The following is a 15,101-nucleotide window of genomic DNA, read 5'->3' on the forward strand; positions in this document are numbered from 1 at the left end:
TTACCTGGAAAAAACCGTATTAGTCGAATAGAGGAGGTTGAACACAATGTATGAAATTCGGCCGAAACTTAAAATTCCTAAGACATTGCTCGAAAACATTCTTGATATAGTGGCGATTTGCTTGTTCATAGCATGTACCGGAAGTCTAATTATGCAATGGCCGTCCATCCCAGACACCGTTCCAACTCACTTTAACGCAGCGGGTGAACCAGACGGCTGGGGAAGTAAAATCAATCTTTGGATTTTACTCGTAATCGGATTGATGACATGGATTCTTCTTACGGTCGTTGAAAAATTTCCGCACATCTACAATTATTTTAATCTAACTCAAGAAAACGCAGAGAGACAATACAAAAATGCCCGTCTGATGCTGAATATGATTAAAAACGAGATGCTATTGTTCTTCGTTCTTATGAGCTGGGTGAGTACAGGAGTGGCACAAGGAGCTCAGGAGGGGCTTGGTGTATGGATTCTGCCGGTTTTTATTATCGGAATCACTGGAACGATCGCCCTTTTCATTGTAAGGTCGATAAAATTGAAGTAAGACAGGGGTGTGAACTCGATTTGTTGAGGGAATGCCTCTTTTTTTGTGATCCGTGTCCAGAGAGGATATTTTTCGATGAATGTATGTTTTAGATGTAGGTCACCTGAGAATTTCACGGTAACTTCAAATAATTTCACGGATAAAATATTTTAAACGATTTTCGACAAAAACCGCTAACTTTAGGATGCGCCACATTAAAAACGACCCAAAAAGGTAAAAATCACCTTCATGGGCCATCGGATTGGCTAACAAATCATTGATTACTGATCTTGATGATTGCGAGCACGCGCTTCATCAGGGCTTTCCATCTTAGCCGCGCCTGAATACTTCAAATCTTGATCACGGTCAGATTCAACGCGTCCAGACTCTCTCAGTTTCTTCTCTTGTCTGTCTTTTCCCATTCTAAAAACCTCCATTTCACAATGATTTTTCATAGTATGAGGAGTTATCCCAACTTTTATGTAAAATGATTGTTTATCCTGATATGGCGTACCCAAACGTTTATCTTTTAGAGAAAAGGGAATCCCCATACTACGAAAAAAATTATTTGAAGGAGGACTCAAAATGGAACAAAGTGTAAACACTAGAAACGGATATGAAAGCGGGTTGTACCAAGAAAATACGTATGGCACAGCTCAAACAGAACGAGTGGCAAACCCGCAAAACAGCAAACTTTTAAGAGGAATCATAGTCGGTGGGATCGTTGGCGGAGCACTTGCCTTAATCGACTACAATACGCGGACAAAAGTGAAAAACACAGCAGTAGGGCTGAAGGACAGTTCGAGCAAGATGATAACCGAAGTGAAACAAAACCCGGGTGAAGTGAAGGATCAGATGATCAGCCAGTTCAAGACTGCAACAACTACCTTAAAAGATGCGATCAGTGACGCGCAAGTTTTATACGAACGCCTCAATAAAGATGTATTTGGCAATATCAATACGTTAAAAGAAATCTCGAACGAGGTGCTCTCCACGGCAAAAGAAACAAAAGGGGAGATCGGCAGCATCAGTACAAAACTAAAAGAAGCGGGAACAGAACTAACGGAAAACCCGATCGGAAAAGATAATCTGCAAGATTATTCTTCTGGATCAAATCAAACCGCGTATACTACTGAAAACGATCAAAATGTGGTATCCGTTGGCGTGACATCTCAAAACAATCGTAAAAACCTTTAATACAACCAAAAAAACAGCTCTCTTGTTTTGTTCAAAACAAAAGGGCTGTTTTTGCGTATATATCGATTTAGCTTTTTACCACTTGACGAATATCATTTAGGCGAACAACTTGCTTTGCATCTTCAAAATGCTCGGTATAATTTTCTGTTACGGAAAAGTCCACAACAGCGGTGTTGGTCAACAATGAAGTAATTTCTCCTTTTAAGCCGTCGAACGTTTCAATAATGTCACCGATTTTAAATTCCATGCCTTTTCCTCCAACTATTTTATGTTTGTACTATTTTACCATAATTGTAGCATAATTTCCTTTTATTTTAAAAAACTTCTATTTGTTAAGCATTATATCGAAAACCCAAAATCATTACCATAAAAAGCGCTGTAATAAACCGCTTCCAAAATGATGCAATCGATAAACTTATCCCCCTATATATTGAGTTATCCAGAGGTTATCCACATTCGCTTTTAAAATAAACTTATCGTCAAATCTATCTATCCACTTATTTATCCACATTATCAACAATATCCACAGGTAAAATAAAACCGCCTTCTAAACTAAATGGTTAGAAGACGGTTTTTTACGGTCGCTATTTACTCGCTTTAAAACTTACAGCGTAATCTCGCTCACTTCACGGTCAACGATACGCGCACCTTTTTTGCTCGTATAATTTCCGCCTGATGAAGTGAAGATGTTTTGGGCGATTACGGTGTCCATCGCTGCGTTTACAGCTGCAGGATCAACCGGTTCAATTGGAGCATCCAAGCGGATGGTTACCGTTTTGTTTTCCTGGTTAAGAAACTGCAATTCAAGCACTTTGGCCATTGAAATCCCTCCTTTCTATTATATTTTCCTCACGACTCCTTCTTAAGAGTGAATCGCGAAGGAATCATTGCGGTTGATCATCAGAAGTGGATAAACTTGAAGTCCTGTCAACGCGCTTGCTACTGCATAAAGCTGGTCAGGGGTAGCAGAAGTCTTTACGTTTGCAAAGCTTTTATACTTCACCACCGGTTTCAAGTCTGCATCCAGACCTCCGTCAAACTCTAATCGCATCGAAGAACCAATCAAAGCTGCTGTTGCCATGTGCCTCACCTCCTTTCACATCATAAATTCCAGTGGATGAGTAAAAGGAGGCATGGTGGTAAAAATTTTTTTGAAGGTCTTTTGTTAATGCTTTGTTTAAAAAGCTCTTAACTAAAATAGTGCTGCTTTTAAGTAATTTTGGTCTTCCTCTTCGTTGACAAGTTGATAGGAGTGCAAGGTGCGAGACTCCTGGGGGACGAGTGGGACAGGTGAGACCCTTAAGGGCGCGTAGCGGCAAGAGGCTCACCGCCCGCCCCCCGGAAAGCGAGCAACCTGGAACGGAAATCAACCACTTCCAAAAACAACAGTAATTGCATAACAGCACTTATCCACAAACAGCTTTCTTTTACTCAAAAACAACACCCGATTTTTACGAAATTGAGCATTTCACACAAAAAATATGTAGATTTTCGTGATTTGACACCCATGCTGTGGATAACTTTTCAAAAGTTTCCCTGCAACTTTTATCTTTTTGCATACTTTTTGAGTCAACTTTTAAAGAGTGAGACTTTGTTTTACAAAACCACTCCAACCTATAGTGAGGGTACCGCGGAATTCCCAGAATGTGCGCACATTCCATAAGGAAGTATTCCCATGAAAAACATGCCCTTTGAAGAAGTAGCAGCCATGTTTGACCCTCTCATCAAGTCCCGGATCAAGCGGTATCATCTCACCACTCATTTTGATCAATACTATCAAGCTGGTTTACTCGGACTCTGGAAAGCTTACGAAACGTTTGATCCTGAAAAAGGGCAGTTCTCTTCCTACGCCTTTCTCCTTGTTCGAGGACGTATTTTACAAGAAATAAGAAAAGAAGCGATGCGGCTAGAAAAAGAGGTGAGCCATGATCCGCATGAGTCGCTGACGTTTCAGCATCTGACCTATCAAGATCACATCCCGTATTTAGAAGACGAAACGCTGAATCTATATCTAATGCACCTTACGGAAAATCAGCAGCGGTGGGTCATCCAGCGGATTTTTCACATGAAGAGTGAAGCCGAGATAGCGAATCAGTTTGGGGTTACGCTATACGCGGTGAAGTCTTGGAGGAAGGCTGCCATCAAGAAGCTTCGGACAGTTTTAATTACCCAATAAAATCAAACTTTCTTACTATGTGATTTGATGGATATAATTCTAGAATTAGGGTATAGTAGAAAACTGTGGGCGAAAAAATTCCTTTTTTACCCATAAAAGCCAATAGAGAAAGAAGCTGCTATTTTTTTAGAATAACAGTGTAATAAGTTGGTAGGACAAAGCTTATATATTTATTAAGAGGGGGACAACCAAACGATGGAAACACAAGTTAATCAGAGTACTGGAAACAAGAAACGACCGTTGATCATTGGGCTTGCGATCATTGCAGTGCTAGCGATCGGAGCAACTGCTTATGCCATGTTTATTGATCTATCTCCACGTGAATTGTACTTAAAATCAGAACTAAACACATTTAAAGCACTAAACGAATCTTTTGAAGACAGTTTTGGAGATGCACTTGCTCTTCAAGAGAAACAGCGTGAAGAAGCGTATAAGTCTGAAGCGCGCGTAGGTGTAGAAGTAGATCCTGCAATGTTTGGAGCAGGCGGAATGGAAGCGATGATGATCGGCTCTATTCTATCAAACAGTGAAATTAAAATGACAACACAGCACGACCCTAAAAAAGAAGAAGGATCTGCGGGTGTCTCGTTAACGATGAACAACACAGATCTAGTAAAAGCTGATTTTTACCAAAACAACAAGCAAACCGCAGTGAGTGTTCCTGCTGCATACGACAAGAACGTTTACTTTCCAAACAATCAGTTTGGCGACGTAATGCGTAAGTTCGACCCATCATACGAAGGCATGGAAAAGCTTGAAAACTTCTTTAAAGCGATCGAAGGCGACGTAAGCGAAGAAGCGCGTGACGAAGCGTTCCAAGAGTTTGCAAAAGTATATGCCGATAGCGTTAAAGATGAAAACGTAACAATGAAGGACGATGTTGACTTTAAAGGGGAGAAGCTTCGCGAACTAACGGTTTCTCTATCTGAAAAAGAAACAAAAACAATGCTTGTGAACTTTATTGAAAAGATTGAAAAAGACGACGAGATCCTAGATGCGATCGCTGAGCAAACAGCATTGCAAGGCGGACTTCAAACAGGCATGATGGCACCTACAGGCAACATGAGCAAAGAAGACGCAAAAAAAGAACTGAAAAAAGTTTTAGCTGATGCGAAAAAAGGGATTAACGATGATCTGCAAATCCCTGGCGGCATGAAGCAAGTTGTAATCATCGATGGAGACGATAAAGTAGTAAGCCGTGATCTTTCGATGAAAATTGGCGCTAACGGTGAAGAAGCGGTTCCGATGAACTACAAGTCTGAAAGCTGGACGAAGGGTGACGTAACGAACTCTTCTTGGGTTCTTAACGCAGGTCCAGAAGGCGAAACATTGCTTGTGGACGTGAAAATGGAAAGTGAACCAAAAGGCAAAGACGGCAAGAAACGCGACATTAAAGCGAAATTTGAAATGACGGAAAACGGTACAACAGAAGGAATTGGATTCCACATTAAAGGTGAAGGTACGGATAAAAAATCCAAGTGGACAGCAAACCTTGTCCCAGCTGGCGATGCACCAATGGAACTTCCGGATATGACGATCGAAATCGAGCATACAGGTGACCAGAATCTTGATAAAGATTATGCGAACCACGATTACAAAGTAACATTGACTGGCAACGACGCAACAATGGGCGACATCAACGTTGGACTGAACATCAAAACAAAAACAACGTTTGGTGAGAAGCTGAAGTTCCTTGAGTTATCAGAAGAAAAAGCAGTAAACGTTGCTGAGATGAGCGATGCTGAAATGATGGGCATGATGAGCGAAATTCAGCGTAACATCGAGCAGTTTGTAGGCGAAAACGCTTCAATGTTCCAAGGATTCTAAACTAGATTTATAATAAGAAGGACAGAGATAACTTCAAACAAAGTTGATCTTTGTCCTTTTTTTAAACTCATAAGGGGTATGTAGTGGAAGTGGGCTGCGCAAAAATTGTTGAGGATTGTAGACTCGTGGATATCTGGCCAAAACTTCTGGATTGAATGGCAAAATTCGTGGATAAACAGCCATAACTTCTGGATTAAGCACATGAATTTCTGGATTGAAACAGCAGAATACCCCGCAATGTATATGTTCTGACCAGTTTCGGGTATCGAAACTGAACAAATTTTTAAGCGAAAGGAACGACACTATGAGGCAAACGCTACTCATTGCCCATCTAACGGTAAAATGCTGGCTAAAGCAGCCGTTTCCGCTGTTTGCCATGATGCTGTTTCCGATCCTTTTGCTCGGAATCACGTATCTGGGACTAAAACCGCTGCTCGAAGATAAGCAGTGGGTCGAACCTTTTGCCGTCGCGATCGTGGATGAAGATAACACCTTTGAAACAAAACTGCTGATGAAGCAGTATGAAGAATCAGAAGAACTGCAAAACGTTCTTGTCTTTGAAAAAACAGATGCAGCGGCAGCAAGCGAGCGTTTAGCCGCGAACGAAATTGCAGGCGTGGTCATCGTGCCTGATGGTTTCACAAAGGGCATACGCCGTGGCAAGAACATTCCCGTTGCTGTGATCGGAAACCCAGAACGCCCTTTTCAAGCTGAACTGCTGAAGCAAGTGATGGTGTCTAACTCGAACTTGATTTCCTCTGCCCAAAGCGGAGCGAACGCAGCTTTTCACTATTTACGGAAGATGGGCTTAAGTTCTGAGGAATTCGCGAAATATCGCGACACCATCATTACCGATTTCACTCTTCAGGCTTTAAATCGAAACAAAATCTATGAAACCGAAACACTGAGCGAGTTCGGCGGTATCACGACGGTTGAGTTTTACAGTCTGTCAGGCGTGCTGATTTTGCTTTTAGTCGGCGGATTGTTCGGCATGAGCTTAACGGCAAGAAGTGAACAAACAGCGCTGCGAGAAAGACTAACGCTTCAAGGTGTAAGGTCGGGCGTCTTCTTTTTTAGCAACATTCTGTCCGTTTTCGCTCTGCTTGTCATCCAAAGTATTATTCTGATATCCCTTTTTTCCAGCGTGACCAAAACGTGGAGCCTGTCCGCGACAATCATCACTTTAGCCTACTGTATAGCGGTATCCTCCATTTTCGCACTCGTTCAAGAGCTTTTTCAGCGAAACGGAGCAAAGTGGGGCGCGGGTATCATACTCGTCGTAAGTATGGCTGCCACGAGCGGAAGTATTTTACCATTATCCTATCTGCCGGAAATGTGGCGCGGTGTAAGCTTTCTTAATGTGGTGCACCACGCGCACAGCGGTTTAGTAGAATCGCTCTTTGTCGGCGATGATTCTTGGATGCCGGTAATCGTGTTACTCAGTATTTCTGTCATGATTTGGGTGGCAGGGTTATTACTTATTACAATAAAGAAGAGGTTGCCATGGTCTGGACAATTGCCATTACACGTATAAAATTATTGCTTCAAAGTCCGTTGAGCTGGATCGGCTTGTTGATTCCCGTCCTCTTGCTGAGTTTTTTAAGCATGTCTGTTGAAAAGACGGCAAACGCAACAAAAATCCCTGTCGTCATCGTGGATGAGGATACAACAGAATACTCCAAAACCGTTATTGAAAGAGTGAGTAAAAATCCGGCGATTGCTGTAAGTATGGTTACCGACGACGAAGCCCGTCTACAAATCGAGACGCAAAAAGCGGCGATCGGTTTTCTTATACCAAAAGGATTCATGGATCAAATCCAGAAAAATGATGAAGACGGACTCGTGACCATGTGGCTCTCAACCGGAACCATTTCACACGGCTTAGTGCGCGAAATTTTTGCAAGCGAAGTGAAGCGTTTGTCGAGTAATTCGTATGGCGCGAACACAGTGTTAAAAACGTACGGAAAGAGCAAAAATCTCAATGCCGCAGAACAAGCATCCGTCTGGAAAGATGCTTGGGCGTTTAGCGACAAACATTGGGAGCCAAAACCGCTCATGACTGTTGACTACAAAGTCGGTGTCACAAGTGAAAAAGCCGAAGCAGCAGAGAGCGGATCACCTTCAATTTATATACCAGGAATGCTCGTCCTCTTAATGTTGTTCAGCTTTTTATGGAACAGCTGGCCGATCAAAGACCGTGATTCAGGCATGCTCTCAAGAGTCCCATATTCGGTGGGCCGATTTTCTGTGTATTGGATCAGCAATGCCCTCGGTGTGCTGATTTTACAGATTGTGCTTCTGGCCTTGTTATGTGGTTTTGGCTGGTGGAAAGGTGAACTCGAGGTAAACGGAGCGGTGATTTTGTCGCTCGTTGGTTACGTGCTGTTTTTAAACGCGGTGTCCCTGAGTTTCGCTTATTTTGTTCACGCCAACCGCACATGGCAGGCGATCACACTCTTTGTGGTACTTGCCACATCGCTTTTAAGCGGAACGTTTTTTCCAAGTGATGAACTTTCAAGCTTTTTAGAACGAGCCGCACAATGGACGCCTCAATATTGGGTCATATCATCACTGCACCAGGATACACTGCTGATACCACTTGTATTTGTCGGAATCAGCATCATCTTATACGGACTTTCAACCATAAAGGCAGGTGACAGCGCTTGATTGCAGCAGAAAATCTAACAAAGAAATTTGGCAAAAAAGAAGTTTTAAAGAATATCAATTTCTTGATCCAAAAAGGAGAAACCGTCGGCGTTGTAGGCCCGAACGGCGCTGGAAAGTCTACATTGCTCAGAATCATCGCAACCATCATGAACGCCACGAACGGAACGGTTAGGGTCGATGAATTGGATGTGAAAAAAGAGAAAAAGGCGATCCGTCAGAAGATCGGGTATGTACCACAAGGGATTGCCGTGTATCATGAGTTAACAACGCGAGAAAATTTAAGATTTTTTGGAAAGTTAGCGAAAAATTCATCTGAAGAAAGATGGATGAAGCGGTGTGAAGAATGGCGGCTTGCTGAGCATCTGGATAAAAAAGTGAAGCATCTGTCTGGCGGTAACCAGCGAAAACTTAACATCTTAATTGCGATGCTGCATGATCCCGAGATTTTGATTTTGGACGAACCAACAGTAGGTATCGATATCTCTGCGAAACAGGAGATCGTGAATGATTTGCGCGAGCTCGGAAGGGAAGGGAAGACCATCCTATATTCTAGCCACGACGCACAAGAGCTTGAAACATTATGCACCTCCTTTTTGATTTTAAAAGAAGGTGAACTGCTGTTTTACGGATCTAAACAAAAAGTACGGCAGTTTGGGTCGATTGCGCAATCTAAGAACTTTGCGGAGACGCTTGGGGAGATAGTAGGTTAATAATTTGGCAGAGGATTATTCTCATAAGTGAGAGTAATCCTTTTTTTATTTTAAAATATCAAATAAAGCTCATTCGACTTAATTTGACAAGATGGACAAATTTCCTATTTTCCGTAACTCAACCGTAAAACACAACCTCTTTTTTATATAGTAGGATAATAATAGATTACTTGGAAAATTAAAGGGGTTAGGGATAAATAATGAAAAAATGGATAGCAACATCAGTTTTAGGAGCAAGTTTATTATTGTCGCCGCTTCAGGCGTTTGCAAATATCGGAGATCAAACACTTCGTCCAACGATGACTCATTCAGATGTGAAAACATTACAATCAATATTGCGCGATAAAGGATACTTTACATATAGCGGTTCATATACATCGTATTATGGATCCTACACAAAGAGTGCCGTAGTAAGTTTTCAGCGTGCTAAGGGCTTAACAGCTGACGGTATCGCCGGCCGCAACACGTTTAACAAACTAGGAGTCTATAACGTTAACAACTCTTATTTAGTAGAATACGCAAAACGTTATCAAGGCACTCCTTACAAATGGGGCGGAACAACACCAGCTGGTTTTGACTGCTCAGGCTACATCAACTATGTATTTAAAAACTCACACAACATTACGCTCCCACGTACAGTAAAAGACATGTGGGCAAACACAGGATACAAGGTATCAACACAAGCGGTAGGAGACCTTGTATTCTTTGAAACGTACGAGCCAGGCGCATCCCATATGGGTATCTATATTGGGAACGGCAAGTTCATCCATGCCGGATCTTCAACAGGCGTAACAATCGCAGATATGAACAATTCATACTGGGGACCGCGTTATTACGGAACAAAGCGTTTATAAAAATTAAAAGAGGGTGACCCACATATGGTTGGGTCATCCTCTTTTTATGTTTATAATGAAAATTAGTAAACCAAATCTCTCTTTTTACTTCTATTATTTAATACTGTTTTTCTTTTGCCCTCGGTTATTGTTTGATCCGCGTCATAACTTAACTCTGAAAAGAAACAAAAGCGAGTAGCGGTATGTGGATATGACAACTGATTTAAATCAAGACCTGTTGCACGAAATACCTCTTGTATACAATCTAAAGCGACACTTTCTAAACCTTGATTGACTACTTCTTGCATATCTTCAAAGTCTGTCATTCGGGATATGGTTGTTCCGTTTCGGTAATAGGTAAACTTCACTCCAACTTGATTACTCATAAAAAATACCTCCGTCGTTAAAAAGTAAGTGTAAATTGCGATTACTACAGATAGACATGTTAATCATGGTGAATATTGTATAAAGTACGGGTTAGGTATTGTGCAAACGAATATTATACAAAAAATAAAAAAATTACTAATATTATTTCATTTAAACCCTAACAATGTAAATCTTCTTTATCTATTATCGGCTGTAATACAGTACTTTCCATTAAAAAGTAAGATATTTTTTAAAAAATCAACATAGGGATTGTTTTCAAATAAAAATATATCAGAGGAATTTTAGACTGGGGTCTCATTAAGGAGTCTGAAGCATTCAAACAAATAAAATAGTAGCCCAAATTATGGGCTACTATTTATTTTAACTAACAACCCCAGAACAAGATTCTTGCCCAAGGATCGTAGCAGCAATGATGCTTTTTCTTTTTAACTTTCTTGCACTTCAAGACCTTAGAGCTTGAAGAGGAAGAGGAGGATGAAGATGAAGAAGATTCGCACTTGTGATCATGCTTTTTCTCTTCTTTCTTCCAAGACTTCTTCTTCTCTTTCTTATACTTGCAGTGATCGAAGTTACCACACTTGTAACACATTAAACTTTCACCTCACAAATTGATACCGATTTCCTATCTGAATTCGGTTTCTTTATATCATATGTAGGTGGAGACAAGTTGCTTAGACGAATGATGGGGGTTTGAAAAAAATGGGGTCAGACCCGGGGTCTGACCCCAAACAAATACAAAAACTTAATAATGTTCTCTCCAGAAAAACACTTTATAAAGATCAGCCGCTTATGATCTAATTAAGTTAACATACAAATATTTACCAATTTTTATAGAGGTGGTGTTCACATGTTAGCAACGCAGTATAAAATCACGTTGCCTAGTAATTATGATATGAACATTATTAAAGAGAGAGTTAAAAATAATGGCTATAAAACGGATGGCTTTGATGATTTAACATTTAAATTGTATTTAATAACAGAAAAGGGAATCCATTCTAATTTACAAAACAGTTATTGCCCTTTGTACCTTTGGAATGGAAGTGATGGTTTAAATAAATTTTTATTCTCGGGTTTTTTTGACAATATTATTCAATCATTTGGATGGCAGCGAGTGAACGTTGGAATTCCGCTCATTGATACTACTTCCTCAAAATTTACAGAGTATAAATATCTTTTTCAGCTCACTAGAGACATACAACCTCAAGAAAGTCTAAATCACTTTAAAGACACAGTACAAGCAGAAGTCCCAACGATTGATCATACAGAGTACATCATTATTTATAATCCCGATCAGTGGAAGTATGATATATATTACTTTTTAAATGATGTTAGCTGCATAAAGGATATGAACGGAACCCTCTATAGCATCCTGCATATTTCTCAAGGCGATCTTTCTTCTTAGACGGATTGTTCGTACAAAAACCCCACAAAAAATAACGTGCGTTCACACGTTATTTTTTTGTTTACTATTTATTTTTTAGGTTCCTGAATGAACATGCCTTCCTTAGCAAAAGCGAAATGAATAGCGTGCTTCAGGTTTCTAAAGTATGTACTTTCTCCAATGGAGTATTGGTGCTTTGTTACTTCCATACTCAACTCTGGTGAGATACCTACTAACAACGTCTCCATACCAAACAACCGGGCAGAGGATACGAGCTTGTTCAGCATATCGACCATCTCGGAATCTATGGATTTTATACCAGTCAAATCCAGAATTACAAACTTAGCACGATGTTGAGGTAGAGAAGTAAGAGTGTGTTCTAACATATCTTTGGAACGCAATTCATTATATTTACCGATCAGCGGGATAACCACGATATTATCGGTTACTGGAATAATAGGCGAAGAAATCTCGCGGATAAGATCAGTTAACTCGCGCGTGCGATTTTCAACCATTGCCTCAAGCTTCATAATCTCATTTTGTTCTTCACGCTGAACAAGTTCACGAATATTATCTTTTGGCGTAATATTTGATTCTGTTATTCGTATTTTTAGAAAATCAGAGGTAAGATCATGATCTAACACTTCGTACCACATGTTCGTATCAAACAGACCTGTAAATACACCAGCCCAATGACCAGGTAAGAAACAGCCCATACGATTGCTGTTTTGTGCCTTCTTAACTTTTGTTTCCCACCCATTAGAGATGGTAATAACAGCTTCTTTCTTTTCCACATCTACATTTATAAACGTCTTCCCCCAGCCTGCAGTTGCGTATATGTTAGGCAATGATTCAAAAGACGTTTCGATATTAACCATTGATTTTTTATAAAAATCGCTTACGACAAGTCCAGTACGATATCCAGCCGTTTCAAAAACAAGATCAGCCGTTCCTTCGCCAGTAATCTCTTCAATTGAGTCCAGAAATACCTTGAACGCTGAATCAGTCCAAAACAGCAAGACGTCGGCGCCTTCAAATTTAAAAATACCTTTTTCTGTGTCCCAAAGAAAAGATGAACCATTAACATCAATACTTGTTTGAGATTTCAATAATTCATTCGGCGTCTGATTCATAAACAAATCCTCCATAGGCAAAAAAATAATAGACACTCTATTCCTTTTCCCTATTGAAATAATTCTCAAACTGATTTTCAAAAAAAATTTATTCATTCAAAGTTAAAGTATGTCCTATCAACTTAAGCGATGAGACATACTTTAACTAGTTAAAACCTATTTATTTACTAAACTTGTTTGATTAGACTTAATGGCATTAAAAAATGCATCAGCTATTGCTTGATATCCTTCAGCACTTAAGTGAATATCATTTGGATTTGGAAGATAGTTTACATAGTTTGCTTGCACAAGATGTGCGGTTGGGACAAATGTGACATTCATAAATGAAGCGATTACCTCTACAGATTGATTGTATTGTTGAAGGGCGTATAACAATGTTGGAACATATGGTGCGTATAAAGAGTTAGGGTGTGGAAATGGATTATAATACCCCATTACATATACTTTAGCTTTTGGATTTATAGTCTTTATAATCACTAATATCTTCGCAACATTATTTACAGTGTTTTTAATATCAGCATGGGTTATCTGTTGTCCTGCCTGCATTTTAGCAAGAACATCAATTGCTCCAATATCTATAGTAACAATATGTGCCTTTCGTAAAGCTTTTTTCATTGGATTGTGATTTGGGCGGGATGGATCTGTTAGATCTTGAATAACATCTGATGAGGTATAACCCGGAACGCCAAAATAGGAAGGGTTTACGTTGCCTTGTGACTTTAGCAACTCTGTTAAATAGTGAGGATATCCTGGTCCAATGCTTTTATAAGGAGTAATACCAGCTGCTAAAGAATCGCCTAATGATACGTAATTAATGGCACTTTGTTTGGATGAATTTGCTGAAACAGTTAGTGGGGTTAAAGAAAAAATTAGTAAGAAGAAGGAAAGAAAAAAAGCTAACGGTTTTTTAAACAGTTTCATGTACAACCTCCTCGTATAATGTTCTTTTATTAGAACTTTTAGTTCTTAATAAAGTATAGTATATAGGTATTAAAATGTAAACAAATGTTAAATTGTTTATGTAGGAGGGTGTAAATGCATTCGACTAAAAGAGAATAAGAAGCAAACAAGTAATAATAATAAATGTTCTGTTACTAATAATCACAACCATCTTTTTATATTGATTTATTTTTTCGACGTATCGTTCGCAACGTTTTTTCTCATTCTTGGAGTGTACAGGTTACTGAAGGGGAATTCTACTAAATGGGATACATTTGGAGCTTGATAGTAAGTCTTCTTATGTTTTTACAAGTTTACTTGCAGAGAAACACTGATCATCTTCTTCAATATGAATTTAAATGAGCGAACCCTTTTCATCGTTAGGTTTGAAAAACTACACTTGGAAATCCAACGTTAAATCTATTATGCTAGGTATTTCTTTTAGTATGATACTATCGGTCGGCACCTTTTTTATATCATTATCAAATATTAGTCAAACAAAAAAACCACCTATCCAGGTGGTTAGTTTTGTTTATTCTTCCATTTATTAAATTCCAAGAACTCTTTAAATTGCTCTTTACTCACACCAGATCCCATGGCTTCTTTTACTAAATCCGCCCATTCTTGGTCAAGGTTTTTCGTATCAACTTCTGGCTTTATCAAGTGATCAACTGAAATATTCAAAACATCTGCAATCTTTTCAAGAAGCTGAATAGACGGATTCTGTTGAATGTTTCGTTCAAGTGCACTTATGTACGATTTAGCTACCCCTGCTTTATCAGCTAAAGCAGTAATGGAGAGCCCTTTTTCAGTGCGATACTTTTTAACTCGTTCACCAATCATCATTTGTTATCCCCATTTTAAAAGTAATTTGCCTTTATTATATCTTTCTACAATAGGGAAGTAAATAAATTCTGAGTCCTACTTACTACTTAATTTCCTTGTAATTGATATTCACCCAATACTAATTGGGGATTCTTTAAAAAACTCATAATTTCTTCTTTAGTGAAACCTTGATCTCTCGCTTCTTTCATTAATTCAATCCACTCGTGATCTAACATAAAAGTATTCTCCACTAAAAAATCCCTCCAGAAAGTAAGTATTGTCCAGGTAACCCGGCGATCATAGCTCGAAAGCTTTAGATCCGTGGCTTTGCGCCCATTTCTTTCGAAGATGTTTGCCCTTGACTGAAGGATCATTAGGTATATGTCCCTAACACTAATTGATTATATACAAGAAAAAAAGAAAATGTTGTCAGAAAATGACTGTAACGGAAATGTAATATTAAATATTTTATAGCAACCCCATAAAACGATATAGAGGGATTT

Annotated in this window: 18 protein-coding genes and 1 riboswitch; of the genes, 9 read left to right on the plus strand and 9 right to left on the minus strand. The window is 39.4% G+C overall.

What is annotated here, in order from left to right; genetic code table 11:
* The first annotated feature begins 46 nt into the window (after window positions 1-46).
* Window positions 47-544 (plus strand): DUF1648 domain-containing protein, encoded by a 498-nt coding sequence (locus P8610_RS12295; RefSeq protein ID WP_394604615.1) that lies wholly within the window; start codon window positions 47-49, stop codon window positions 542-544.
* Window positions 545-804: 260 nt separating this feature from the next.
* On the opposite strand, the gene P8610_RS12300 is transcribed toward P8610_RS12295, so the two are convergent.
* Complete coding sequence (locus P8610_RS12300) at window positions 805-945, minus strand: YpzI family protein (protein ID WP_289494150.1); 141 nt, start codon at window positions 943-945, stop codon at window positions 805-807.
* A gap of 163 nt (window positions 946-1,108) precedes the next feature.
* Here P8610_RS12300 and P8610_RS12305 point away from each other — a divergent pair, with 163 nt between their 5' ends.
* Complete coding sequence (locus tag P8610_RS12305; RefSeq protein ID WP_394604616.1) at window positions 1,109-1,720, plus strand: hypothetical protein; 612 nt, start codon at window positions 1,109-1,111, stop codon at window positions 1,718-1,720.
* Between the two features lie 67 nt (window positions 1,721-1,787).
* Here the strand turns inward: P8610_RS12305 and P8610_RS12310 are convergent, their stop codons facing one another.
* The 3 genes from P8610_RS12310 to P8610_RS12320 form a co-directional block, all read right to left on the minus strand.
* Window positions 1,788-1,967: a DUF2187 domain-containing protein gene (locus P8610_RS12310; RefSeq protein WP_289494152.1), complete on the minus strand. Its 180-nt coding sequence runs from the start codon at window positions 1,965-1,967 to the stop codon at window positions 1,788-1,790.
* A gap of 357 nt (window positions 1,968-2,324) precedes the next feature.
* Window positions 2,325-2,540, minus strand: coding sequence for a DUF2922 domain-containing protein (locus tag P8610_RS12315; protein ID WP_289494153.1), 216 nt, complete (start codon window positions 2,538-2,540; stop codon window positions 2,325-2,327).
* 42 nt (window positions 2,541-2,582) lie between these two features.
* Window positions 2,583-2,801, minus strand: coding sequence for a DUF1659 domain-containing protein (locus P8610_RS12320; RefSeq protein WP_394604617.1), 219 nt, complete (start codon window positions 2,799-2,801; stop codon window positions 2,583-2,585).
* Between the two features lie 594 nt (window positions 2,802-3,395).
* Between P8610_RS12320 and P8610_RS12325 the strand changes: the two genes are divergently transcribed.
* From P8610_RS12325 to P8610_RS12350, 6 genes are all read left to right on the plus strand, one after another.
* Entirely contained in the window at window positions 3,396-3,896 is a 501-nt protein-coding gene (locus P8610_RS12325) for a sigma-70 family RNA polymerase sigma factor (RefSeq protein ID WP_394604618.1), read from the plus strand.
* Between the two features lie 195 nt (window positions 3,897-4,091).
* Window positions 4,092-5,723 (plus strand): hypothetical protein, encoded by a 1,632-nt coding sequence (locus tag P8610_RS12330; RefSeq protein WP_394604619.1) that lies wholly within the window; start codon window positions 4,092-4,094, stop codon window positions 5,721-5,723.
* A 304-nt stretch (window positions 5,724-6,027) separates the two neighbouring features.
* On the plus strand, window positions 6,028-7,257 hold the full coding sequence (locus P8610_RS12335; RefSeq protein WP_394604620.1) for an ABC transporter permease: 1,230 nt from the start codon (window positions 6,028-6,030) through the stop codon (window positions 7,255-7,257).
* Window positions 7,227-8,390 carry an ABC transporter permease gene (locus P8610_RS12340; RefSeq protein ID WP_394604621.1) on the plus strand — a complete coding sequence of 388 codons (1,164 nt, stop codon included), beginning with the start codon at window positions 7,227-7,229 and terminating at the stop codon, window positions 8,388-8,390. The genes P8610_RS12335 and P8610_RS12340 overlap by 31 nt, the downstream gene beginning before the upstream one ends.
* On the plus strand, window positions 8,387-9,100 hold the full coding sequence (locus P8610_RS12345; protein ID WP_394604622.1) for an ABC transporter ATP-binding protein: 714 nt from the start codon (window positions 8,387-8,389) through the stop codon (window positions 9,098-9,100). The genes P8610_RS12340 and P8610_RS12345 overlap by 4 nt, the downstream gene beginning before the upstream one ends.
* Window positions 9,101-9,300: 200 nt before the next feature.
* Complete coding sequence (locus P8610_RS12350) at window positions 9,301-9,954, plus strand: NlpC/P60 family protein (RefSeq protein ID WP_394604623.1); 654 nt, start codon at window positions 9,301-9,303, stop codon at window positions 9,952-9,954.
* Between the two features lie 62 nt (window positions 9,955-10,016).
* On the opposite strand, the gene P8610_RS12355 is transcribed toward P8610_RS12350, so the two are convergent.
* Complete coding sequence (locus P8610_RS12355) at window positions 10,017-10,319, minus strand: hypothetical protein (protein ID WP_394604624.1); 303 nt, start codon at window positions 10,317-10,319, stop codon at window positions 10,017-10,019.
* An 848-nt stretch (window positions 10,320-11,167) separates the two neighbouring features.
* Here P8610_RS12355 and P8610_RS12360 point away from each other — a divergent pair.
* Window positions 11,168-11,722: a DUF4865 family protein gene (locus P8610_RS12360; RefSeq protein ID WP_394604625.1), complete on the plus strand. Its 555-nt coding sequence runs from the start codon at window positions 11,168-11,170 to the stop codon at window positions 11,720-11,722.
* Window positions 11,723-11,790: 68 nt separating this feature from the next.
* Here the strand turns inward: P8610_RS12360 and P8610_RS12365 are convergent, their stop codons facing one another.
* From P8610_RS12365 to P8610_RS12380, 4 genes are all read right to left on the minus strand, one after another.
* Window positions 11,791-12,834, minus strand: a complete 1,044-nt coding sequence (locus tag P8610_RS12365) for an STAS domain-containing protein (protein WP_394604626.1) — start codon at window positions 12,832-12,834, stop codon at window positions 11,791-11,793.
* A gap of 156 nt (window positions 12,835-12,990) precedes the next feature.
* Entirely contained in the window at window positions 12,991-13,755 is a 765-nt protein-coding gene (locus P8610_RS12370; protein WP_394604627.1) for a GDSL-type esterase/lipase family protein, read from the minus strand.
* A 540-nt stretch (window positions 13,756-14,295) separates the two neighbouring features.
* Window positions 14,296-14,616, minus strand: coding sequence for a helix-turn-helix domain-containing protein (locus tag P8610_RS12375; RefSeq protein ID WP_130293321.1), 321 nt, complete (start codon window positions 14,614-14,616; stop codon window positions 14,296-14,298).
* Window positions 14,617-14,705: 89 nt separating this feature from the next.
* Window positions 14,706-14,834, minus strand: a complete 129-nt coding sequence (locus P8610_RS12380; RefSeq protein WP_394604628.1) for an anti-repressor SinI family protein — start codon at window positions 14,832-14,834, stop codon at window positions 14,706-14,708.
* A gap of 45 nt (window positions 14,835-14,879) precedes the next feature.
* A riboswitch (cyclic di-GMP riboswitch) is annotated at window positions 14,880-14,965 on the minus strand.
* Between the last annotated feature and the right edge of the window lie 136 nt (window positions 14,966-15,101).

It is taken from the genome of Fictibacillus sp. UD (assembly GCF_043558025.1).
GTDB lineage: Bacteria > Bacillota > Bacilli > Bacillales > Fictibacillaceae > Fictibacillus.